Raw genomic sequence first — 22108 nt, forward strand, 5'->3', positions numbered from 1 at the left:
AAGTGATGATAATACAAGTAATGATAATTTTAGAAAGATTATTTCTCAAATGGGTTTAAATAATATAAAGGGTATAGATATAAGAGCTTAAGAATATTATGTTAAGTGTTTTAAATCCTAATTCAAATCATCGTTTCCATAAGTGTATGCCTAAGGAAGTTCATCAAATCTATGACACTCTAAAACTTATGGAACAACAAGAAGATACAAAAAAAGTAGAAGTTAAAGCTAAAAAAGAAGAATATAACAAAGCAGACAACAAAAAAGATAAACTTTTAGATATATTTGCTTAAGCTATTGTGAAAAGGTTTTTATAATTTTGTGCTTCTTTTGTGTTCATTCTTAAAAGATGATTTAAGTTTTCCTAGTTTAAATAAATTGAGTATAGATTTTATTGATAAGAATGCAGATATTTTCGAACCAAAATTTAATATAGGTGAAAATATGTATAAAAATGCAGATGATACTATGTTTAAAGGTGGTGTTTTAACGGCATTTTTTGCAGGAAGTCAAAATATACACTTTTTTAGAGGAGAGACAACTATTTCAGGTAAATTAGCAGGACTTGAAAATGTTAGAGCTAGAGGGAAAAATCAGGGTGTTTCATAGGGGAACTTTATAGCGTTTATGATAAGGATATGGAAAAAATCCAAACACTACTTTATAAAAACTTACTCATTAGGAGTAAGGGGTATTTAGAAATTATTATACGCAGATAGCGGAAAAGCTGTGATAGTCTATTGTGGTTTGTTAAAAAATGAAAATTAAAACTCAATTAATTTTCGTTCTTAAAAAAAATAAATTTCAAAGCTAAAAGTAAGGTATTTTAAAATCTTTGCAATTTTTGAGCCTTTTGGCTCAAAATTAACTTAAGCTATACGCTTTTTCTCCATGAATACTTCGATCAAGCCCTTCAAATTCAAGTTCTTCTTCTACCCTTAAGCTTGTAAAAAGCGAGATAAGCTTAAAGATAACAAAACTTACAAAAGCTGAAAGTCCTATGCAAATACATATAGCTAGAATTTGTTCTAAAAGCAAATCCCAGCTTCCACTGATGAGCAAACCCCCGCCCAAAGCCCCATCAGTCACGACGATTGGATTAACACTCCCGCTTGCAAAAAGTCCAGTAGCTATCCCACCCCAAACACCACCTATGCCATGCAAAGAAAAGGCATCTAAGGTGTCATCAAGATGGAGTTTGTATTTGATATAACTTAAGCCAGCATAGCAAAACACAGCTGATAAAGCCCCTATGATCAAAGAAGCCGTTACATCAACATAACCGCATGCTGGTGTAATGCCAACAAGCCCAGCCACAAGCCCACTTAAACTACCAAGTAGACTTGGACGTTTATGTATGAGCCACTCAGCTAAAACCCAAACCAAAAAGCCAGTTGATGCTGAAAGTATGGTAACTACAAAGGCATTTACCGCTATATCGTCGATAGCTCCAGCACTTCCAGCATTAAAGCCTAGCCAGCCAATGAAAAGCAAAATCGCCCCTAAAAATGCGTAAGGTATAGAATGAGCATTGTCTGAAGCTTTGCTTGACTTATCTTTTCTTGCTCCTACGAGTAAAGCTCCCACAAGTCCAGCAACCCCAGAACTTATATGCACCACGCCTCCACCAGCAAAATCTAAGCTTCCTCTTTGAAGTAAAAAGCCCTCGCTACTCCATATCATATGAGCTAAAACATCATACACCAAAGTACTCCAAAAGATCAAAAATATCACCAAAACCCCTAGCTTAATCCTGCCTACCAAAGAACCGGTAATGATGGCTGAAGCGATGAGTGCGAACATAAGCTGAAAAACAACAAAAAGTATATTTGGCACCCCAGCAGCGTTGTATCCACTGATATTTTCAAGCATAAAATTTGCAAAACTTCCAACCAATCCTGCTCCACTATCTTCACTAAAAGCAAGGCTAAAGCCTATGATAACCCATTGTAAGGTAATCACACCAAAAACGATAAAGCAATTCATAATGGTATTTAAGGTGTTTTTGCTCCTTACCATACCAGAATAAAACATAGCCAAAGCCGGTGTCATCAAAAGCACCAACAAAGCACACAACATAATAAAGCTTGAATTTGCTGCATTCATCTTCGCTCCTTTTTGTAAAAAATCAAAGAATTATATATTTAATTTCCTTAAAATAAAATTTTATTTAAGAATTTTTTTATATATTTTTTATAATAAAATTAAAAATATTATCATAAATTGAATTTTTTACTGAATTTTATTGGTATTTATGCTTGATATTTCAGCTTGAAAGATATTTTTATTTTAATCTATCTAAAAAAATACTTTAAAATGAACTTTCAATTTAAATTTTTAATATAAATAAAATTTTTGTATAAAAATATATTAAATTAAGTTTAAATTAATAATAAAATATTAGGATTTTTTATTAAAATATTTAGAGTTGTCTTATTTGTTAGTGCTATACTTTAAAAATAAAGCTGTTTAAATCCTTATCATTGCTTTAAATTTGACACTTAACGTCCCTATTTTATTTTCTTATATCTGCCTTATTTTTTTGTAATGATAAAAATTTATAGTTTTTTTCTTTTGTAAAACTCATATTGATCGAGTTCAAAAGGTTTATTTTGATCTCTTTTGAGCTGTTTTAAAAAATTTTCTTTAAAGTTGAGTTTAAAGCCAAAATGCAAACTTGTGTCTGTATCATTGATCTGGGCTGGGTTTTTTAACTTTTGCTGGCTAAGGCTGAAGTTAAAAATCGAAAATGGCGAATAATTAAGCGTATAACGCACTTTTTCATTATCTTTACTAAGATCAAAACCAAGTGGCGTGTATATGGGTAAGACAAAAGCAAAGCCAAGTTGTAAATTTTTCTTTTGTTCATCGCTAAGCTTGTCTTGATCGAAGATATAATAATTCGTATAAGCCCTAAAATAAGAGCTAAAACCTAGCTCTGTGCCTATGCTGTAGCTGTTTTTTTCCTGCACTCTATCAGCAAAACCATTGAGTCCAAAAAGTATTTTTCCTTGCTGGTAGCGGTTAATCAAGCCATTTGAATAATCTAAATACTCTTGATTGATCATAAATTCTTTTTGGAAAAGCAAAACGCCAAATCGGTTTTCATACAATAAATTCATATTTTTAAGCTCAAAACTTTGAGAGTCAAAACCAAAATTTGATGAAGTTTGGTCTGCAGAATTTCCAAATTCAAGCACTTGAGCTAGAGAATTATTTAAGCTATCTTGAAAATTCGGTGCTTGCTCTTCAAATTGATCTGGCTTTTGTGTGATGTTTCTTTCATATTTTTTCCAAGCATCATGATTATCAGCACAAATGAAAGAACATAGAAAAATCAAACAGCATATTTTTTTCATAGTTTTATTGTAAATCAAAATCGTAAATCAAAAATAAGCACATTTCACAAAAATAGTATCTGAGTTAAAAAAATAGATACAAACCTTATCAATCTTGGTGAGTAATAAAACAGCTAATATAAGTATTTTATGAAATTAAAACAATGGATTAAATTACAAAAATATTTTACATAAAAAAGCAGAAATAAAATCAAAGCATAGCGATAAGCCGAGTTCTGTCGTGAATGCTCATTTATCTGGTTTTGTTTTCGCAAACAAAATCAAGCGAAGGGTTTTCTCAAAGACACTAACCATCCCTTCTTGCTGCACATTGGGTTTACAAAGCCGAAAATGTCGCCAAATTCGCTGGTGGGCTCTTACCCCACCGTTTCACCTTTACCACTTTCGTGGTAGTTTGCTTTCTGTTGCACTTTCCCTAGCATTACTGCTGGTATCTGTTAGATACAATGTTTGTCTTTTGCAGCTCGGACTTTCCTCTTTTTGTAAAAGTGAGCATTTACTATGCTTGAAAGCGTATTTTAGCGAAATTTTGCTGAGTTTAATTTAAAATTTGATAGAATAAGACTTTTAATTTTACTAAAAAGGATAAAAATGGCAACTTATTCTATGGGCGATTTAAAAAAAGGCTTAAAGATAGAAATTGATGGTGTGCCTTTTAAAATCGTTGAATACCAACATGTCAAACCGGGCAAAGGACCAGCTTTTGTGCGTATAAAAATAAAGTCTTTCATCGACGGCAAAGTGCTTGAAAAAACCTTTCACGCAGGCGATAAATGCGAAGCTCCAAATTTAGAAGATAAAAAAATGCAGTATTTGTATGATGATGGTGAAAACTGCCAATTTATGGACACTGAAACTTATGAGCAAGTGGGAATTAGCGATGAAGATGTTGCAGACGCTAAAAAATGGTTGCTTGATGGTATGATGGTTGATGTGTTGTTTCACAATGGCAAAGCCATAGGCGTAGAAGTGCCACAAGTGGTTGAGCTTAAAATTATAGAAACTGCCCCGAATTTCAAAGGCGACACTCAAGGTTCAAACAAAAAACCAGCCACGCTTGAAACAGGAGCTGTGGTGCAAATTCCTTTCCATGTTTTAGAAGGTGAGGTAGTGCGTGTAGATACCACAAGTGGAGAGTATTTAGGCAAAGCAAATAAATAAACTTCTTTTATTTAGCTTTTTTATCTCGCTAATCGCAAAAACCTTGCAAATAAGATAAACATATAAGCCTACGAAACAAAATTGAGTAGGCTTGATTTGCTTCTTTAATCTTTTTAGGACTTTTTTATCGCTTATTTTTTATGTTTTGATTTTATCTTTTTTAACTTCTTATCCTCATATCTATCGCTTTTTCTTGCAAATACTACTTTGACTTATAATGATAAAAACAAAGTATATTTATTTTTGGTGTTTTCTATGTAATTTGCTTTAAAAGTTGAGTTTTTTATAGTGAATAGGGTAGGATTTTTTAGGATTTAAGAAATTCTTTTGCTCTTTGAATTTTTTTCATATTTACTGCAAGGACGGCTTTTTTGTTTTGCATAAGAACAAAGGCTTCTTCGATCAAAGCCTTTGCTTCTATGAGCTCTTGAGTATTCATATTTTGGGGTGCAAAGCTGTCAAGCAAATCTTCAAGAGCATTTATATCCTCTTCTATAATAGCAAGTTTTAAATTACTGAGCCACGCTTGCATTTTCATGAACCTCACGCCAAGCTTCAAGTAAGCCTTTGACGACATTAATCACTTCATCAACCTTAGCTTCATCGTTTTTAAGGTTTGCTAAAGCAAGAAGTTGAATTTCTCTTGTATAAAGCCCACTAAGATAATATGCCACATCGCCACCTTTTTCATAATCAAGGCTATTTAAAAGCTCGATAAAAATCGCTGTAGCACGTTTGACATAATATACTCTTTGTTCTATATCTTCATTTTTAATACAAACTTTGATACGAGAACAAAAACGCAAAAGCCCCTCATACAGCATTTCAACCAATTTTTGTGGCGACTCTATGCCAACTTGGTTTTGAGAGTAAGCATTATATGCAAGATTATTCATTATTTATTCCTCTTAAATTATTAACTTTTGCCGTTTTGAGCATCGATCATTTGAGTGATATACTGCCCTTGTGTTTGAATCTTAGAAATGATCCTATCATATTGTATCCATTGCTCTGCCATAGTATCATAGCGTGCATTTATGCTTGCTTGAGATTTTTCTTTTGATTCCTTCATAGCTTTATTTTCAGTAGTAAGCTGTTCGCTATAAAGTGTCAAAGAGCCTTTCTTTCTATCTTTTGTGCTTGTTATACCTTCAAGCACACCTTTTAGATCAGCAAAAACACCTGTGCCTTGCTCGATTTGTGGTGTAACTTTGGTTTTTTCTAAACCCATTTTTTCAAGCACATCTGTATCGCCAGTAAGTTCAAAGTCTGAGCCGTTATCACTTTTAAATTTGATCGCATAGCCTTTGATAGCTTGTCCGCCACTATTGCCGATAGTAAGTTCTTGCATAGATACTTTTAAGTCTTCTATACCAAAGCTATTGATATGATCGATGAGTTTTTGAGCTCTTTCTTGGGGCGTGTTCCCTTTAAGCTCAAAGATATTGCCATCTTTATCTTTGGACAAGTTATAAGTTTTATCATTAAAAGTAATCTTAAATTCTTTACCATTAAAGTCTATATCTGTATCAAATTTCGCTTGAGTTGCTAAACCTGTAACTTCGAGTTTTTCAAAGCCACTTGTTCCGGCGAAAAATTTCTCCGCTAAGTCAATATCCTTAGCCATTTTCTCATCAAAAGTGCTTTTATCAAAGCTTAGGGTTCCTGTTTTATCAAGTGTTAAACCAAAATCCTGCATAGAAAGCATAACGGTTGTAGTTTTTGAATTTCCGTTTTTATCAAGCTCTGTTCCTTCTACAGCTTGGCTTTGAAAGAGTGAATTAACTATTTTTGATCTTATGCTCGTGACTACGCTTAAGCCTTGCAATTCACCAGCCTCACCTGTTTCGGTGTCATATTTAGTAGCTGTTTCAAGTTGAGTCATAAGATCATTGTATTTTTCAACAAGTTCATCCATAGCCTTGCTTAAAGCTTCGGTATCTTGCTTGATATCAAAGTTAATCTCGCCCGCTTTTTTAAGTGTTAAAGTAAGTCCAGCACCTATGTCTTTGACTTCGTTGCTTTGACGTATCATTTTTACACCATCAAGTGTAAATTCAGCATTTTGAGCTTTTTTGATATGATATTCTCCGTTTGGATCTTTTATAGCATAGCCTTCTTTGCCATTAGCTGTTGTTTTATCAAGTTCCCAACCGATATTAGCAAGTAAATTGGCTGAATCTTGAGTTGAGTTAAAATTTCCATTCGCATCAAGCGTGCCATCACCATCAACGAGTTTGATCGCATTATCTGTGCCTGTTTCTTTACTTGATAGAGTAAGGCGATAAGGTGTGTTTGCTTCACCTGTTTTTACAAGCTTAGCTTGGACTTTTCCACTCGTTGCTGAATTGATTTTTTCAGCTAAATCCGCATAAGTTGTATTTGCATCAACCCTAATGGTGTATTTGCTCTTGCCTTGCACGATAGTAAAGCTTGTTGCATTTTGTCCGGTTTGTAAAACTCTATCTGTATCAGCAGCAATGCCTTTGCTTTGAAATACATCTTTTTGAGCGATTTGATCGACTTTTACATTCAAGCTCTGTGTATTTACCCCACTACTTGCACTTAAGCTTGCTGCGGCATTATCGCCTGTTACGCTGGCATTTACCGTTCTTTTGGCAAAAGCTGTTGCATCTCCTAGTGAAGAAACAGCGGTTTGAAAAGATAAAAGTTTGGTGTTAAGCTCGGTAATTGCTTTTTGCTTAGCGGTATTTTCTTCCATTTTTTTGGTATAAGGCTCGATGATATTTTTTTCTTCAGCCTCTTTCATTTTATTTAAGAGATCTGTTGTTAAAACGCTTGAAGCTATACCTATACTTCCTAAAGAACCTAGTGCCATTGTTTAACTCTCCTTATCAAATATTAAGCCTATGGCGTTTTTAAAGTGTTCAGCCATTTTCATTGCCTCTTCGCTAGGAATTTGGCGAATAACCCTACCTGTGTCCTTTTCAGTAACACTGATATAAAGTCCTTCTATTTCATCACTATATGCAAAACGAATGTTTGTATCTAAAGACTTCATTTGCTCGTTTAAATTCTGTGCGATTTGGTTTAAATCCTTATTCTTGACAAGCTGATCATTTTGCTGATCGTCACTGCTTTGTTGCGTATTTTGTATAGCATTGCGAATACTTTGCTTTGGCGAAGCGTTTCGTGGTTCGCTTGCTACAAGCTTACTCATGGATAAATCCAAGTTTGAGCCATTTATTTTTGCTATTTCCATTTTAAGTCCTTTTAAGAATAGTCTTTCCTTTACAAGACTATATCGGCTACAAAAAATATAATTGAAGCTTTTTTATAAATTTTTTGCATTTTTTTAAATTTATAGCAAAGCTCTTTTACATATAGTTAAGCAAACTAAGTTGAGAAAGCGTTGTTGAAGCTTTCATCGCTGCTTGATAGCTAAGCTGTGTTTGCATCATATTTGTAAGTGCTTCAGCAATATCAGTGCCAATGACTTCTGTTTTTACACTTTGGATATTGACTTTTAAGAGTTTTACTCTTGATACAGTATCGTCGATAGCTTTTGCATTTGCACCGATTTGCGTTCTTTGTTTTCTTAAATGTTCGCCTAAATGATCAAGCCTTTCAAGTGCTCCTTGCATACCTGTATTTCTTGGATCTTTGCCTTCAAAATCAGCTCTCATATTGCCTTCTAAAACAGAATCAATCATCAGTCCTAAATCTTTTATAAGATCAACATGAGGTTCATCAATGATTAAAGCATTATTTGCACTAAAGGATAAAGCTGCACCATTTGTTACTTGGGCTGTGGCAGTAAGCGGTGGAGCTGGAAATTGTGTGCTTTGGCTATCATGCATAGCCACGCCTATGTTTGTGCCGGTTGAAAGTTTGTCTGTGATCGTAATGCGTCCTTTGTAATCAAGACTTACTTCAACGGTTGATTTTGAATTTTGTAAAGCATTATTGTAGGTTTGAAAATCAGCTACTGTAACTTGATTTGCATTTGCTGGTATAGTTGCTGTTGGCATTTGATCTGAAGCAAAAAGTCCTATCACATCGTTAAGTTGCTTATAAGTAATATCATTGCTTGGAGTTACTACGCCGTTATTTGCAGTAGCTGGATTGGTATGCATGATAGGAAAAGTAATATTTTGCCCCGGATTTGCTGGATCTTCATAACTTACGCTTGAATTTCCTAAGTTAATAGTAACATTATAGGTGTTTCCACCTTTTGAATTCACGACTAGATTAAGCGTGGTGTTGGTTAAATCTCCTGTTGCGACTTCGCTAAGCTTGGTTGAAGCTGTGGCATACGCTCCGCCTGCTTTTGTGATCTGTGAGATATTGCCTATAACTTTGTTATCACTTGTTTCAAAAAAGACATTATCATAATCTGCTCCATTTGTTGCATTACCGAGCGTATCAGTCATCTTGCTGAAGATAAAATCAGTTTGTTGCAAACTTATAGAGTAATTATTTCCGTTTATGCCTATATTTACCGGGCTTGTAAGATTGGTAAGATCGCCATTTGCTCCTAAGGCTTGTTGCATAACTATATTTGTTAAATCTGTTGTGGTGTTACCTTGAGCTTGCAAAGCTTCATTGATACGATCTAATTCAGTAGAGTTTTGAACCTGCGGAGTAAAAGCTACAGCGTGAAAATCAAGAGTGTTGTTGCCTTGTTTTAAGTCTGTGATTTGAATTTGTCCGCTATTGTTAATACTTATATCAACGACTTTGTTTGTATCGGTATTACCATACAATGCACCGATTTTATCAAGCATACCTTGCAAAGTATCATCTGGCTGCATAAGCACAGCACTTTTAAAGCTCGTCCCATCTGGTCTTGTGCCTTGCACATAAAGGGCGGTTGGTGGAAAGTCTTTTGGTGTTGTTTCAAAATCCGTTGTTGGATCAAGAGGAGGATTGTTTTCCCTTACATAGCCAAGTCCTATCAAATTTTTAATCGCAGCATTTCCGTCAAGATAAGTTGTTTTATCTGGGTTTTGTTTTAAATCATAGCGATTGTCTGTAAAGCTTACATTTGTGGTGATTTGCTTTTTAAAGTCATTGTCCGCTTTATAAAAAAGATCATAACCTGAAACATTATAAGCACTTTGTGTGCTGTCTCCTGTAACGATATTCATTGATTTGTTATCACCATAATAATTTCCAGATTGATCAAAAGGCTTTATTCCAGTAAGTGATCCAGAGAATAAAAACTGCCCATTGACACTGGTATTTGCAATATTTACAATCTCTTCTTTGATGCGGGTGAGTTCTTTTGCTATGGCTTCTCTTGAAGTTTGCGTTTGGTTGTCGCTTGCTGCTTGAGTCATTTTGACTTTAAACTGCTCAATAAGTGAAACGGTATCACCTAAAGCTTTGTCCGTGTTTTTTGTCATTTCATTGGCAAGTGAGCCAGCTTTTTCGACTTGTTCTAGGGTTTTAAGCTCATATTCAAGGCGGGTATTGTCTATATAGGTACTCGCTGATTCAAAGGAGTTTTGAATTTGCAAGCCTGTGCTGACTTGGTTACCAACTTTATAAAAATTTGACATAGCTTGCTGGAAAGAGCTGATCGAATGGTAATTTGTGAGCTGATTAGTGATTCGCATTATTTGTCCTTGATCATAGTTTCTTTTGCGTGATATAAGCAAAAAGAGTTCCATTTTTTAAATTTAAGGCTAAATCGGCTAAAAACTTTTTTTTTGAAGCTTTAAAGTCTTTTTTAAATTTAAATAGTGTATAATCTCACTTTTTTATAAGCCCAAGTGGTGAAACTGGTAGACGCGCTAGACTCAAAATCTAGTAAGGGCAACCTTGTGTCGGTTCGAGTCCGACCTTGGGCACCATGAATTGACATTTTGCAAATTCGCAACGCACTTTTAAGAAAATTTATGCTTTTAACTACACTTTATATCATTGGAATTTCTGCTGAAGCGATGACGGGAGCGATTGCTGCTGGGCGGCATAAGATGGATTTATTTGGTGTGATCTTTATTGCTTTGGTTACGGCTATTGGCGGAGGAAGCATTAGAGATATACTTTTAGGACACTATCCTTTAACTTGGGTTGCTCATCCTGAATATGTGATCTTAATCTGTGTTTGTGCGCTCATCGCAACTCAAATTCCACGTCTCATCACTCGCCTTGAAGGGCTTTTTTTAGCTCTTGATGCGGTTGGACTTGTGGTATTTAGTATCTTAGGAGCGAGCATAGCTATAGCAGAAAGTTATGGCTTTATCATCGCTGTGAGTGCAGCTGTAATTACTGGTGTATTTGGTGGAATTTTAAGAGACACATTGTGTGCAAGAATCCCTCTTGTCTTTCAAAAAGAGCTTTATGCTGCTGTTTCGATGAGTGCTGGGGCTTTGTATTATATTTTGATAGAATTTGTCAAGTTTAACAGCTTAAGTACTACTTTAATCACTCTTTTTTTCGGCGTCGCTTTTAGACTTTTAGCGATTTATTATGGTTGGGCTTTGCCTGTATTTTCATATGAGTATAAAAATAAAGAGTAAAAAAAACTTACTTATTTTTGCGCTTTTAAACATACAAATCTTAAATTTATACCTCGCACAAAGTAAAAAGTATAAACTTAAGATTGATTTTGTTTTCAATACACCTTAACGCCTAGCATATAGAACATTTTGAAAATTTCTAGCGATCATTTGCGCTCTTTGCAAGATCACCATACTCATTTCTTCGTTAAAAACTTGATTTAAGCTTTTTTCAAAAAGTTTTAACCAAGTATCAAAAAACTCACGCGGAAAAGATGGTAACTCAATATGAACTTTCATAGGCTGTCCGTTATAATTGCCTTGTCCTAAAAGCATACCCTGCCAGAAATTACTGATTTTTGCTTTATGGTTTTGCCATGCTTCATCATCTGTGCCAACTTTAGCGTTGAAAATCGCTCCTAAGTCCTTATCGCGTCTAATCTTTTCATAAAAAATTTCCATTAAACGATCAATACCTTCTTTATTTATAGTGTTTAGTTTCATTTTTTCTCCTTATTAAATTAAAACTAAAGTATAAGAAAATTTTCTTTAAAAATTATTGATTTGTGTTAAAATTAAGATAAAAAACTAAGGAAAAATATGCAAAATGTGCTTGCAATTTTTCTTCTCATAGGTAGAAAAAAGCGATATTAAAAAGGAAATATTTTGTTTTTTTGAAGGCAAAAAAGAAAGTGAAGTTTTAGAGCTTGATTTTAAGTAATCTAAAACCTTATATGAAAAGGATTTGAAGGTATTTTTAATGCTTATTGGCTCTTTATTTAAAAAGATTCAAATTTTAAAAAAAGAGTTTGGCACACGAAGCCTTGATTTGAAGCAAAAATTTCTATATTTCTTGCTTAAAAATAAAGCTTTAATCAATATACACAAGGGCAAGATTAAAATCATAAATAAAAACGAACTTTTCAAGCTTTTATAAAGGCAGATTTTGCTACAATACAATCATGAAAAATCCCAAGCTAAGTATCATTATCCCCTTTGGTTTAAGTGTTGAGCGAGCCTATATCAAAGAAAGAGTATTGCAAAAAGCTTGCACTTATAAAAGCGATGAGAAGGTGGAGTATATCTTTGTTGAGGGCTTTTCAAGCTGGCTTGATAAGAGTGTAAAAGAGTATATTTTAAAATATGGGCATATTTATATAAAAGAGGAAAAACAGCAAAAAAATCAAGCTTTTAGTTTAGGATCATGTAGAAATTTAGCTGCGATCAATGCTAGGGCAAATGTGATAATGTTTTTGGATGTAGATTGTGAAATTTCACCTCAAAGTCTTGTAAAGCTTCTTAATCTTATATGTGTAAAGGGCATTGATACAAACCCAAATGCTTTGCTTGTCTTACCTTGTGTTTATCTTAAGCAAGAAGCAAGTGAATTTTTACTTACTCAAAGTCCAAATTCTTGGGATACTTTAGTGCAAAATGATTTGCTTAATGAGCAAAAAATGTGTAAGTTTTTAAGCCCTTCATCAAGTATTTTTGTGGTGAATAAATATAAATTTCTTGAACTTGGTGGCAATGATGAAGCTTTTGTTGGGCATGGCTATGAGGATTTTGATTTGTTTGCTCGGGTCTTAAAAGCTTGTGTGCATTTTGAGAAAATGCCAGTAAATTTAGCTTATGATAGTAGAAATTGGCATTTTAATGAATTCAAAGGCTTTAGGGCTTTATTTTCCTTGCTTGGCTATGAAAGTGCTTTTTACTCGCTTTTTGTGTATCATTTTTGGCACATTGAGCCTAATCAAAACAATTATCTAGGCAATAAAGAAGCTAATCATCGCTTATTTTTTACAAAGTTAGAAAAGTATTTTAAAGATGAACAAAGTTTTTTGCAAAGCCTACCTCAAGTTTTGCAACGCAAAGAAGCACAAGATCAAAAAGTGCTTATTTTAAGTAAGGAGCTTTTGAGTTTTAGGATAGCAAGCGTGTATTTTGGATCTTTTGTATATAAGGAGTTTCAAGATGAGGCTGAATTTTTAAGCTTTCTTAAGCAAGAAAAAATCGCTTTGATTTTGTTTTTTACCTCTTATTTGCACCTTCAAGCTCGGTTTTTAGAGTGCGTGAAACAACACGGGCTTGAGTATGGAATGTGCGAGCTTCAAAAAGATGAAAAAGGGCTTGAAATTTGGCATTTTAAAGAGTTTCAAAGCAAAATTATAAATGAAAATTTGCTTGAAAAAATAAGCAATTTTCAAGTTTATGAAAAAAGCTTTTATCCTTTAAAATCACTCATTTTTAAGCCTTATATTTATGAGCTTAAACATACTAAATTTAAGCTTTTACCAGCTTTTTTAGAGGCTAAGCTTTCACAAACTAAGTTTTACCGACTATTTAGAAAGCTAGTTTGTTCGCCAAAAGACTTTTTTAAAGATTCTAAATTGCCTTTTCTAAGAGCTTTGATAAAGGAATATAAGTAAATGTTTTATATCAGTGAAAAAAGCTTAAAAATGGCTCCATTTTTTCTCAAAGGAGCTATCTTAACGCCGCTAAGCAATGCTTTTAAGCGTTTTTTGCCTAAAAAATATAAGGCAGAACATAGCTATATCATCGTTTCGGCTGTGTATAATGTAAGTATTTATTTAAAAGATTTTTTAGATTCCTTTATCACGCAAAGGCTTGATTTTAAAAGAAATATCATTTTAATCTTGGTTGATGATGGCTCAAAGGATGATTCAGCTTCAATTATCAAAGCATATGAACAGCACTTTCCTAATAATATCATCTATCTACACAAAGAAAATGGCGGACAAGCAAGTGCAAGGAATTTTGGGCTTGAGTATATCAAAAAAGAGGGCTTAAGGGCTGATTGGATAGGTTTTTGTGATAGTGATGATTTTTTAGATAGGAATTTTTTCTATGTAGTAGAGCGTTTTTTAAACAAGCATAAAAATGAAAATTTTTCAATGCTTAGTGCAAATTTTATCTTTTATAGAGAAGGTTTTAAAGTCCTTTATAAAGACGCTCATGCTTTAAATTATCGTTTTAATAGAACAAATACGATTTTAGAAAATGAAAATTTAGATGATTTTATCCAGCTAAGCTGTAATAGCGTTTTGCTTTCTTTTGAAAAACTTTTTAAATGCAAAGTAAAGTTTGATGAAGATTTAAAACCGGCTTTTGAGGATGCTAAATTCATCAATGAGTATTTGCTTCATCATTTAAATTCTAAAACTGCTTTTTTGAAAAATGCAAGGTATTATTACCGCAAAAGAAGGGCAAAAAATTCAACTCTTGATTTGGGAGTAAAAGCAAAGAATACTTATCTTAAGGTAAATGATATAGGCACCTTAGCTCTTGCAAAATATGCTCTTAATACCCAAGAAAAAATTCATAGCTTTATTCAAAAGACAATTTTATATCATCTTTTTTGGCAAATACAAGATGTCTTTGAAGATAAAAATTTACTTCAAAGCTTAGATGAAAAGGAGAAAGAGCAATTTTTGCAGCTTTTAGATAAAAATTTTGCATATATAGAAAAACATAATATCTTGAATTTCAAGATGCAAGCTCTCAATTTTTTTTATCAATTTGGCATTTTATCTTGCTTTAAGCATGAAAAAAGTCTTCCTAGAAGAGCTTTTATTACAGAATTTGATGAAAAAAAAGAGTTTATTTTGCTTGTTTATTTTTGTGCTAGCCTTGATGAAAAGCTTTCTTTTTTCTTTGATGAAAACGAGGTAAAACCTTGCTATGAAAAAGTAATGCAGCATGATTTTTTAAGCAGGGTATTTTGCTATGAAAAAAGAATTTGGCTTAAATTACCAAAGCAAGCTAAGCATTTGCAAGCATTTGAAAACTCTTGTGAAATAGAGCTTTATTTTAAAGATAAAAAACTTCAAAACTTAGAAAATGTGTATGCAAAGATGAAATTTTTGCAAAAAAAGAGGATAAAAAATGCCAATATTTGGCTTTTCGCGGATATGATTTTTAAAGCTGATGATAATAGCGAACATTTATACCGCTTTGTTAAAGAACAGAACTTAGTTAAAAAATGCTATTTTGTCTTAAGTAAAAAATCAAGTGATTTTACAAGACTAAAAAAAGAAGGTTTTAAGCTTGTAGATATGAATTCGCTTTATTTTTTATATCTTTTATTTAAGGCTGATAAGATCATCTCTTCTCATCTTGATCGTTATTTGTATGGGACTTTTGGTAAAAATACTCTTTTAGCTAAGGATTTTATCTTTTTGCAGCATGGTATTATAAAAAATGATATTTCTGCTTGGCTGAATTTAAGGAAAATTGATCTTTTTATCACAGCAAGCTTAAAAGAATATAATTCTATAGCAAAAGGAATAAATCATTATAAGTTTAGTTCTAAAGAAGTTAAGCTCACAGGACTTGCAAGGCATGATAACTTACTTAAAAATAACGCCTTAAACACAAAGCAAATTCTTATCATGCCAACTTGGAGAAGAGAGCTTGTAGGAAGCTTTAGTAAAAAACTTATGCAAAGAAGAAAAAATGCAAATTTTAAACAAAGTGAGTTTTTTAAAGTTTGGAGCGAGTTTTTGTGCAGTAAAGAACTTGAAAACCTAGCCAAAAAGTTTGGGTATAAGGTGCTTTTTAATCCTCACCCAAATTTAAAGCCTTACCTTTCAGACTTTGCTTTACCAGAATTTATAGAATGTGTGCAGGATGAAAGCTTTTCTTTGCAAGAGCTTTTTACGCATTCAAGTATGATGATTACTGATTATTCAAGTGTGGCTTTTGAGATGGCGTATTTGCAAAAGCCTGTGCTGTATTATCAATTTGATGAAGAATATTTTTTTAAAACACATTGGCAAAAGGGCTATTTTGATTATAAAAAAGATGGCTTTGGTGAAGTCGTAAGCTTAAAAGATGAGCTTTTAAAAGCCCTTAAAAACTTACTTGAAAATGAATGCAAACTGCAAGAACCCTTTAAAAGCAATGCTTATAATGCCTTTGCTTTTAAAGACGGGCAAAATTGCAAGCGGATATTAGAAGCTATTCATGCACTTGATAAAAAAGAATGACAAAATTTAAAAGAATTTTTAACTTATTTAGACTAAAATTAGCCTTGAAAAATTTTTAAGAGGAAAAAGATGGATTTTGATTTTATACTCAAATACACGCCAAATTTTGCAAATGCGGCCTTACTTACACTTGAGGTGTTTGTTTTGGGGCTTTTGTTTTCTTTGTGTATAGGTCTTTTTTGTGTATTGGTGCAGTATTTTAAATTGAAACTTTTAAGTCAAATTTGCAGAGTATATATAGAGTTTTCAAGAAATACACCTCTGCTTATTCAGCTTTTCTTTTTGTATTATGGGCTTGGACGGCTTGGATTTGGGCTTGAGAGCTTTAGTTGTGCGGTTTTAGGGCTTTCATTCTTGGGCGGTTCTTATATGGCAGAGAGCTTAAGAGCTGGCATTGAAGCGGTGAAAAAACAGCAGTTTGAAGCAGCTTTAAGCTTGGCTTTAAGCCCTTATCAGGTATTTCGCTTTGTGATCTTGCCTCAAGCTTTGAGCGTGGCTATGCCTAGTATTAGTGCAAATACCATTTTTTTGTTTAAAGAAACTTCAGTTGTTACTATCATTGCTTTGCCTGATCTAGTTTATGCAATGACGAGTTTAAATTCGCTCACTTATAAGACAGATGAGCTTTTATTTATGCTTTTTGTGAGTTATTTATGTATAATTTTGCCTTTGTCTTTGTTTTTAAGCTATCTTGAAAAAAGGTTGCGTTATGCTTGAGTTACTTACTTTAAATACCTTTTCAAGACTACTTGAAGGACTTTTGATCACCTTAGAAATTTCTGTTGTTAGTATCATCATCTCTTCTGTAGGTGGGCTTTTTATGGGCGTTTTGTATAATCTTAAAAATCCTTTTATAAACGCATTTTGTAGATTTTGCCTTGAGTTTATACGCGTTATGCCTTTAATCGTGTGGCTTTTTGTGATTTATTTTGGCTTATCGCGTTGGTTTGGACTGAATTTAAGTGCAGTGAGTGCAGCGATTTTAGTATTTAGTATTTGGGGCGTGTTTGAAATGATGGATTTGGTGCGAGCTGCCCTACAAAGCATACCAAAACATCAATACGAATCAGCTATTAGCCTTGCTTTAAATACTTACGAGCTTTATGCTTTTGTGATCTTACCTCAAGCCCTTAGACGCCTAACTCCAGCAAGTATAAATTTGCTTACCAGGATGATCAAAAGCACAACTTTTGCTTTTTTAATCGGAGCGGTGGAGCTTGCTAAAGTAGGGCAACAAATCATCGAGCTTCATCATAGCAATATTTATGCTTCTTTTGTCATTTATGGTATAATATTTTTTATATATTTTTTATTATGTTATCCGCTTTCTTGGTATTCTCAAATTTTAGAGAAAAAATGGAGTTAAAATGGAAATTTTAAAGATCAGCCATTTGCAAAAATACTACGGCTCACACCATGTTTTAAAAGATATAAATTTAAGTGTAAATAAAAAAGAGGTCGTGGTAATACTAGGACCTAGTGGATGTGGCAAATCCACGCTTTTACGCTGTGTTAATGGGCTTGAAAGTATAGCAAGTGGAGAAATTTATATCGATAAAGAAAAAATTGATACAAATTTTAAGGATTGGCAAAAGATTCGTCAAAAAGTTGGTATGGTATTTCAATCTTACGAGCTTTTTGATCACTTAAATGTCGAGCAAAACTTGCTTTTAGCTCCTTTAAAAGTGCAAAAACGCAAAAAAGAAGAAATTTTACAAGAGGCTATTACTTGGCTTGAAAAAGTGGGCTTAGCACATAAACTTAAGGCTTATCCAAGAGAGCTTAGCGGAGGACAAAAACAACGCATTGCTATAGTAAGAAGCTTGTGTATGAACCCTGAACTTATGCTTTTTGATGAAGTTACAGCTGCCCTTGATCCAGAAATCGTGCGTGAGGTGCTTGATGTTATGCTTAATTTAGCAAAAGATGGTATGAGTATGCTTATAGTTACACATGAAATGGGCTTTGCAAGGGCTGTGGCTGATAAGATAGTGTTTATGGACGCTGGACAAATCGTTGAAATTTCAATCCCAGAAGAGTTTTTTACCCAACCCAAAACCCAAAGAGCAAGGAAATTTTTAAATTTATTTGATTTTCGTGCAGATAGCAAACATAGTGAATAATCAAAAGCAAAAAGCTGTGCGGAGCAAAGCGATAAAAACACACAGCCTATTTAACATTTAAAACTGCAACAAAGCTTTTAAATCCTTATAAAACTTATCCGCCATAAGCTCATAACCTTGCACGCTTAAATGCACATCTTCTTTTGAATATCCTTGCTCTATCCACAAGTCTTTACCTCCACTTTCTTGCATAAATTTATGCATATCAAAGAGCAAGAGTTTTTGCTCTTTGGCAAGTTCGTAAATAGCATCTCTTACTGGGTAAAAATCGTTTGAAAGTTGATAATCTTTAGCGATTTTTTGTGTAATGCTTGGTGGAGAGATCAGCAAAATCACGGCATTAGGATTTGCTTGTTTGAGCATAGCAATGAAATTTTTATAATTTTCTTTAAATTTAATCTTGTTGAAATTTCCCAATAAAACATCATTTGAACCATACGCAAGTATGATAAAATCGCTCTTTATTATATTTAATTGCACTGGTAAAGCTTTTTGATCCCACTTAAGCCACAAATCAGATCTTGCACCATTAATGCCAAGTGTATCAAGTATAAGATTATTTTTTTCATTATAGATAAAAAAGCCATTTAGATTTACCCCTTTTTCAAGGGCATAGATACTGATAGGAAAATGTATATTGTTAAATTCTTTATAGTTAAGCCCAGAGTGCGTTGTTTTGAGTGTATAAGTTTTGCCTTTAGAGTCTTTGAGTATAAAGGCTTCTTTTTTGCTTTTGCTTTCAAAAATGACGCCAAATTTGAAATTTTGCTCTTTGAGATTTGAGCTAAGTTTTACGAAAGCATTTTTTCTTAAGGCTTTTATACTTATACCGCCTAAGGCGTAGTTTTGCGTGCTATCGTTTTTAGAATTATATAGCTCAAAGCCCTTGCTTTCATAATTTAACATTAAATTATGTTGGTATTTGGGTTGTAAAGGGTAGCTAAAGCCTATGGCATTGACTCGTATTAGCATTTTTCTTAGCTCTCTTGAAAAAAAATCAGCTGCCATGTGAGAGTCGCCAAAAATACGAATTTTCAAGTTTTTTTTATCGCTAAGATATCCTTTTAAACGTTCAAGATCATTTGAGCTTGCAAAGCTAATTAAAGCTGATCTTGGCTTGTTTAAAAGCTCTTTTTTGCCGATAGACTGGCTTACTCGTATGCTTTTTGGCACACTCATATACACGCAAGCGTTGATAAAAAAAAGCCCAAAAACACACAAAAGAAAGAAGCAGATTTTTTTCATTTAAGCTCGTTTGTATCAAGCTTTTCAAACAAAAGCTCGGACATAAGTTTCGCACCTTTTATGTTAAAATGCGTGCCATCATCAGCTCTAACTTTAATACTTTTATTGTTTTCATCTCTAATATAGCTTGAATACTTGCCATCTTCGCTTAAAGCTTGCGTTGTTTGAATGAAAATTTCATTATTTTTAAGGTTTTCACTACGATAAATTTCATTTAAGATTTTGATTTTTTCATTGAGGCTGTCTTTTTTCACTGGAGGAATTTCATACCATAAAACCTTAGCATTGTGAAGTTTGGCGATTTTGATAATCTCATCGACACGACTGGCATAAATTTCACGCCATTGTTCGCTGTTAAAGGTTTTATACTTACCCTCAAATTTAATGTCCCAAGGATCATTTGCACCAAGTAAGACAACAAGATACTTTAAGTTTTTATTTTCCACAAATGCTGCTTGAATTGCACTTGCCCAGTTAAAATAGCTTTTATAGCTTAAACCCGTACTTTGTTTGCTTAAATTTGTGCTTTTGATCTTAAGTTTGCTTAAATCTCTTGTCAAAGCTAAAGCTACGCCTTGCATTAAAGAATCCCCTATCAGCAAGAACTCTTCGCCTTTTTGGATCACAAGTTTGCTTGGAATGAGTCTTAAGTTCGCATCAGGGCTTTGTATGCTTATGTTTTCATCAGAATCAAGCATTATTTTGCTTATGTTTTCATCAAATTCACCGATAAGATAAGCTTCATTAGAACTTACGTTTATATCATTTATATCATTGGTATTAAATTCACTCAAAGAGCCATAATACAAGGCTTGAGTATCATTGCTTAGCACAGCTCGAATTTGTTCAAGCTTTACTTTAAAGCCGTTTGCTTCATCTAAAATATCATTTTGAAAAGCTATGTGTAAGTGGTATTTTTGCTCTAGATACGAAGCTATGCTTTTATTCATTACAAAAGTAACAATGAAAAAAGTGCTTAGTATCACAAAGAAAAATCTAAAAATTCTCATCTTAAAAACTCTCGTAAATAAATTGAGGTATTCCATTTGGCATAAAAGCAAAAACTATAAGCAAGATTAAAGCCAGCAAAATAGGTTTTAAAAACAAAGGTGTGATATGTAAAATTCGCATACAATGTTTTTGAAAATTCACAAATAAAGGATAGATGATAAACAAAGCCACAAAGGACGCAAAGATATAAATATCCTTGTATTCAAGCTCAAAAAAGAAGTTATCCACGCAGGCTTTGAGATATTCAAACGCTTTATCAAAACTTGGATAATAAAAAAATATCCACGCGAAAGCCACAAAATGAAAGGTTAAAAAACTACCCAGATATGGAATTTTTTGCAAATTTAACTTTTGCACAAATGGTAAATGTAAAAATACCACCCCAAGCCCGTGCAAAAGTCCCCAAAATAAGAAATTAATAGTGTTATTATGCCAAATTCCAGAAAGTGCAAAGGCGATCAATAAATTCACATAAGTTCGCATACGCCCTTTTTTACTTCCGCCTAAAGGGATATAAATATAATCTCTTATAAAGGTTGAAAGCGAAATGTGCCATCTGTTCCAGAATTCTTTTAAGTTTTTTGAAAGATAGGGCATATCAAAGTTTTTAGGCAAGTTAAAGCCAAGCATTAAAGCAAAAGCTGTAACCAAATTTACATAACCGCTAAAATCACAATAAATTTGCACGCTAAAAGCATATATCGCACACAAAAGCTCTAAGAAATTATGCGTGCTAGGATTTGCTAAAATTTCTTTAGAGTAAATGCCTAAGTAATTAGCGATTAATACCTTTTTAATGATGCCCAAGACGAGCAAGAAAATGATTAAATCACCATTTGAAAATTCCTTTTTTTGATGAATTTGTTTGAAAAAAAACTCACTTCTCATGATAGGACCGGCTAATAAAGTCGGAAAAAAAGAAAGATAAGTGGCTAAATTTAAAAAAGTTTCGATTTTATGTTCTTTATAAACGCTCACAAGATAGGTGATCGAAGCAAAAGTATAAAAGCTAATGCCTACTGGAAAAATAAGATCAGAGTTTAAATACTCAAAACCAAAAAACTCCAAAAATTGATCAAAGCTATCTTTAATACTTGTAAAATACTTAAAAAAACATAAATTTAAAACCACAAAAGAAATGCAAGTAGCAAAAATATATCTTTTTTGACGCACAAAAATCAACAAAGCAAAATAATGAATAAAAAAGGTATAAACAAAAAGCACAAGAACAAAATAAGGATTCATCAAAATATATACTATATAGCTAAATGCTAAAATGAATATATTTTGTATGCGAAAACTTTCTTTAAAACACCAATGCAGCACAAAAAAAGCACAAAACATTAGTGCGAATTCTAAAGAAAAATAAGTCATTTCTACCTTTTTTTGAGTGTGTTTGAATTTATAAATTTAAGCTCTGATTTTAGCTTATTTTGGCTTAAAATGGGGTTAAGGATTTGAATTTTAAGACTTTTGTCTTGCTTCTTTTTCGCTGTGCTTGTATAAAAGCTCTTCAAATTTTTGTACATTTTGCCGTAATTCTTTAAGCATATTTTCAGCTTCAAGTCCTAGCATTAAAAGTTCATATACTCTTGGACGATCTTTTTTCCATTTGCGTAAGGTTTTGACATTGATATCAAGTCTGCCTGCTAAATCTCTTTGAGTCATCACTTTTTCCAAAAATTTTTACACAAGCATATATTTTTTAGCTTTAAAATACAACAAGGTAAATT

At 33.0% G+C, this 22108-nt stretch carries 22 protein-coding genes, 1 tRNA gene and 1 other RNA gene; 11 read left to right on the plus strand and 13 right to left on the minus strand.

Annotated elements, in window-relative coordinates; genetic code table 11:
• Nucleotides 1-98: 98 nt before the first annotated feature.
• On the plus strand, nt 99-293 hold the full coding sequence (locus DMB91_RS03515) for a hypothetical protein (protein ID WP_143116809.1): 195 nt from the start codon (nt 99-101) through the stop codon (nt 291-293).
• A gap of 28 nt (nt 294-321) precedes the next feature.
• Nucleotides 322-609 (plus strand): hypothetical protein, encoded by a 288-nt coding sequence (locus DMB91_RS03520; protein ID WP_143116810.1) that lies wholly within the window; start codon nt 322-324, stop codon nt 607-609.
• A gap of 255 nt (nt 610-864) precedes the next feature.
• On the opposite strand, the gene DMB91_RS03525 is transcribed toward DMB91_RS03520, so the two are convergent.
• The 3 genes from DMB91_RS03525 to rnpB form a co-directional block, all read right to left on the minus strand.
• The gene (locus DMB91_RS03525) at nt 865-2106 is read right to left on the minus strand and encodes an ammonium transporter (RefSeq protein WP_034902960.1); all 1242 of its coding nucleotides are present in this window, start codon (nt 2104-2106) and stop codon (nt 865-867) included.
• A gap of 452 nt (nt 2107-2558) precedes the next feature.
• Complete coding sequence (locus tag DMB91_RS03530) at nt 2559-3341, minus strand: inverse autotransporter beta domain-containing protein (protein ID WP_052043143.1); 783 nt, start codon at nt 3339-3341, stop codon at nt 2559-2561.
• A 206-nt stretch (nt 3342-3547) separates the two neighbouring features.
• An RNA gene (rnpB, locus tag DMB91_RS03535) (RNase P RNA component class A) lies at nt 3548-3867 on the minus strand.
• An 83-nt stretch (nt 3868-3950) separates the two neighbouring features.
• Between rnpB and efp the strand changes: the two genes are divergently transcribed.
• On the plus strand, nt 3951-4520 hold the full coding sequence (gene efp, locus DMB91_RS03540) for an elongation factor P (protein WP_034902964.1): 570 nt from the start codon (nt 3951-3953) through the stop codon (nt 4518-4520).
• Between the two features lie 307 nt (nt 4521-4827).
• Here efp and DMB91_RS03545 read toward each other — a convergent pair whose 3' ends face one another.
• The 5 genes from DMB91_RS03545 to flgL form a co-directional block, all read right to left on the minus strand.
• Entirely contained in the window at nt 4828-5052 is a 225-nt protein-coding gene (locus DMB91_RS03545; RefSeq protein WP_143116811.1) for a hypothetical protein, read from the minus strand.
• A complete protein-coding gene (gene fliS, locus DMB91_RS03550) occupies nt 5033-5419 on the minus strand; it encodes a flagellar export chaperone FliS (RefSeq protein ID WP_034902971.1) in 387 nt (128 codons plus the stop codon). The genes DMB91_RS03545 and fliS overlap by 20 nt, the downstream gene beginning before the upstream one ends.
• Nucleotides 5420-5436: 17 nt before the next feature.
• Nucleotides 5437-7359, minus strand: a complete 1923-nt coding sequence (gene fliD / locus DMB91_RS03555) for a flagellar filament capping protein FliD (RefSeq protein ID WP_034902974.1) — start codon at nt 7357-7359, stop codon at nt 5437-5439.
• A 3-nt stretch (nt 7360-7362) separates the two neighbouring features.
• Complete coding sequence (locus DMB91_RS03560) at nt 7363-7743, minus strand: FlaG family protein (protein ID WP_034902977.1); 381 nt, start codon at nt 7741-7743, stop codon at nt 7363-7365.
• A 115-nt stretch (nt 7744-7858) separates the two neighbouring features.
• Nucleotides 7859-10102, minus strand: a complete 2244-nt coding sequence (gene flgL, locus DMB91_RS03565; protein WP_034902980.1) for a flagellar hook-associated protein FlgL — start codon at nt 10100-10102, stop codon at nt 7859-7861.
• Nucleotides 10103-10252: 150 nt separating this feature from the next.
• Here flgL and DMB91_RS03570 point away from each other — a divergent pair.
• Nucleotides 10253-10339 (plus strand) — tRNA-Leu (locus tag DMB91_RS03570).
• Between the two features lie 45 nt (nt 10340-10384).
• Nucleotides 10385-11008, plus strand: a complete 624-nt coding sequence (locus DMB91_RS03575; RefSeq protein ID WP_034902983.1) for a trimeric intracellular cation channel family protein — start codon at nt 10385-10387, stop codon at nt 11006-11008.
• A gap of 105 nt (nt 11009-11113) precedes the next feature.
• On the opposite strand, the gene DMB91_RS03580 is transcribed toward DMB91_RS03575, so the two are convergent.
• Nucleotides 11114-11491: a group III truncated hemoglobin gene (locus DMB91_RS03580; RefSeq protein ID WP_034902985.1), complete on the minus strand. Its 378-nt coding sequence runs from the start codon at nt 11489-11491 to the stop codon at nt 11114-11116.
• A gap of 256 nt (nt 11492-11747) precedes the next feature.
• Here DMB91_RS03580 and DMB91_RS08825 point away from each other — a divergent pair, with 256 nt between their 5' ends.
• From DMB91_RS08825 to DMB91_RS03605, 6 genes are all read left to right on the plus strand, one after another.
• Entirely contained in the window at nt 11748-11924 is a 177-nt protein-coding gene (locus tag DMB91_RS08825) for a hypothetical protein (protein WP_156104088.1), read from the plus strand.
• Between the two features lie 25 nt (nt 11925-11949).
• Complete coding sequence (locus tag DMB91_RS03585) at nt 11950-13416, plus strand: galactosyltransferase-related protein (protein WP_034902987.1); 1467 nt, start codon at nt 11950-11952, stop codon at nt 13414-13416.
• Complete coding sequence (locus DMB91_RS03590; RefSeq protein WP_081946890.1) at nt 13417-15996, plus strand: CDP-glycerol glycerophosphotransferase family protein; 2580 nt, start codon at nt 13417-13419, stop codon at nt 15994-15996.
• Nucleotides 15997-16065: 69 nt separating this feature from the next.
• Nucleotides 16066-16713 carry an amino acid ABC transporter permease gene (locus DMB91_RS03595; protein WP_034902991.1) on the plus strand — a complete coding sequence of 216 codons (648 nt, stop codon included), beginning with the start codon at nt 16066-16068 and terminating at the stop codon, nt 16711-16713.
• Nucleotides 16706-17362, plus strand: a complete 657-nt coding sequence (locus tag DMB91_RS03600) for an amino acid ABC transporter permease (protein WP_034902995.1) — start codon at nt 16706-16708, stop codon at nt 17360-17362. Before DMB91_RS03595 ends, DMB91_RS03600 begins: the two co-directional genes overlap by 8 nt.
• Nucleotide 17363: 1 nt before the next feature.
• Nucleotides 17364-18119: an amino acid ABC transporter ATP-binding protein gene (locus DMB91_RS03605; RefSeq protein ID WP_034902997.1), complete on the plus strand. Its 756-nt coding sequence runs from the start codon at nt 17364-17366 to the stop codon at nt 18117-18119.
• A gap of 57 nt (nt 18120-18176) precedes the next feature.
• On the opposite strand, the gene DMB91_RS03610 is transcribed toward DMB91_RS03605, so the two are convergent.
• From DMB91_RS03610 to DMB91_RS03625, 4 genes are all read right to left on the minus strand, one after another.
• On the minus strand, nt 18177-19364 hold the full coding sequence (locus DMB91_RS03610; RefSeq protein ID WP_052043144.1) for a GDSL-type esterase/lipase family protein: 1188 nt from the start codon (nt 19362-19364) through the stop codon (nt 18177-18179).
• Nucleotides 19361-20374, minus strand: coding sequence for a DUF459 domain-containing protein (locus DMB91_RS03615; protein ID WP_034903000.1), 1014 nt, complete (start codon nt 20372-20374; stop codon nt 19361-19363). The genes DMB91_RS03610 and DMB91_RS03615 overlap by 4 nt, the downstream gene beginning before the upstream one ends.
• Nucleotide 20375: 1 nt before the next feature.
• Nucleotides 20376-21749, minus strand: coding sequence for an MBOAT family O-acyltransferase (locus DMB91_RS03620; RefSeq protein WP_034903004.1), 1374 nt, complete (start codon nt 21747-21749; stop codon nt 20376-20378).
• Nucleotides 21750-21839: 90 nt separating this feature from the next.
• The gene (locus tag DMB91_RS03625) at nt 21840-22043 is read right to left on the minus strand and encodes a hypothetical protein (protein WP_034903011.1); all 204 of its coding nucleotides are present in this window, start codon (nt 22041-22043) and stop codon (nt 21840-21842) included.
• Nucleotides 22044-22108: the final 65 nt, after the last annotated feature.

It is taken from the genome of Campylobacter sp. MIT 97-5078 (assembly GCF_006864455.1).
Lineage (GTDB): Bacteria > Campylobacterota > Campylobacteria > Campylobacterales > Campylobacteraceae > Campylobacter_D.

Excerpts from the sequence above, each read along its gene's own strand:
- DMB91_RS03515 (WP_143116809.1), top strand. The coding sequence starts at position 99 with ATGTTAAGTGTTTTAAATCCTAATTCAAATCATCGTTTCCATAAGTGT.
- DMB91_RS03525 (WP_034902960.1), bottom strand. The coding sequence starts at position 2,106 with ATGAATGCAGCAAATTCAAGCTTTATTATGTTGTGTGCTTTGTTGGTG.
- efp (WP_034902964.1), top strand. The coding sequence starts at position 3,951 with ATGGCAACTTATTCTATGGGCGATTTAAAAAAAGGCTTAAAGATAGAA.
- DMB91_RS03545 (WP_143116811.1), bottom strand. The coding sequence starts at position 5,052 with ATGCAAGCGTGGCTCAGTAATTTAAAACTTGCTATTATAGAAGAGGAT.
- fliD (WP_034902974.1), bottom strand. The coding sequence starts at position 7,359 with ATGGCACTAGGTTCTTTAGGAAGTATAGGTATAGCTTCAAGCGTTTTA.
- DMB91_RS03560 (WP_034902977.1), bottom strand. The coding sequence starts at position 7,743 with ATGGAAATAGCAAAAATAAATGGCTCAAACTTGGATTTATCCATGAGT.
- flgL (WP_034902980.1), bottom strand. The coding sequence starts at position 10,102 with ATGCGAATCACTAATCAGCTCACAAATTACCATTCGATCAGCTCTTTC.
- DMB91_RS03575 (WP_034902983.1), top strand. The coding sequence starts at position 10,385 with ATGCTTTTAACTACACTTTATATCATTGGAATTTCTGCTGAAGCGATG.
- DMB91_RS03580 (WP_034902985.1), bottom strand. The coding sequence starts at position 11,491 with ATGAAACTAAACACTATAAATAAAGAAGGTATTGATCGTTTAATGGAA.
- DMB91_RS08825 (WP_156104088.1), top strand. The coding sequence starts at position 11,748 with ATGCTTATTGGCTCTTTATTTAAAAAGATTCAAATTTTAAAAAAAGAG.
- DMB91_RS03585 (WP_034902987.1), top strand. The coding sequence starts at position 11,950 with ATGAAAAATCCCAAGCTAAGTATCATTATCCCCTTTGGTTTAAGTGTT.
- DMB91_RS03590 (WP_081946890.1), top strand. The coding sequence starts at position 13,417 with ATGTTTTATATCAGTGAAAAAAGCTTAAAAATGGCTCCATTTTTTCTC.
- DMB91_RS03595 (WP_034902991.1), top strand. The coding sequence starts at position 16,066 with ATGGATTTTGATTTTATACTCAAATACACGCCAAATTTTGCAAATGCG.
- DMB91_RS03600 (WP_034902995.1), top strand. The coding sequence starts at position 16,706 with ATGCTTGAGTTACTTACTTTAAATACCTTTTCAAGACTACTTGAAGGA.
- DMB91_RS03605 (WP_034902997.1), top strand. The coding sequence starts at position 17,364 with ATGGAAATTTTAAAGATCAGCCATTTGCAAAAATACTACGGCTCACAC.
- DMB91_RS03610 (WP_052043144.1), bottom strand. The coding sequence starts at position 19,364 with ATGAAAAAAATCTGCTTCTTTCTTTTGTGTGTTTTTGGGCTTTTTTTT.
- DMB91_RS03615 (WP_034903000.1), bottom strand. The coding sequence starts at position 20,374 with ATGAGAATTTTTAGATTTTTCTTTGTGATACTAAGCACTTTTTTCATT.
- DMB91_RS03620 (WP_034903004.1), bottom strand. The coding sequence starts at position 21,749 with ATGACTTATTTTTCTTTAGAATTCGCACTAATGTTTTGTGCTTTTTTT.
- DMB91_RS03625 (WP_034903011.1), bottom strand. The coding sequence starts at position 22,043 with ATGACTCAAAGAGATTTAGCAGGCAGACTTGATATCAATGTCAAAACC.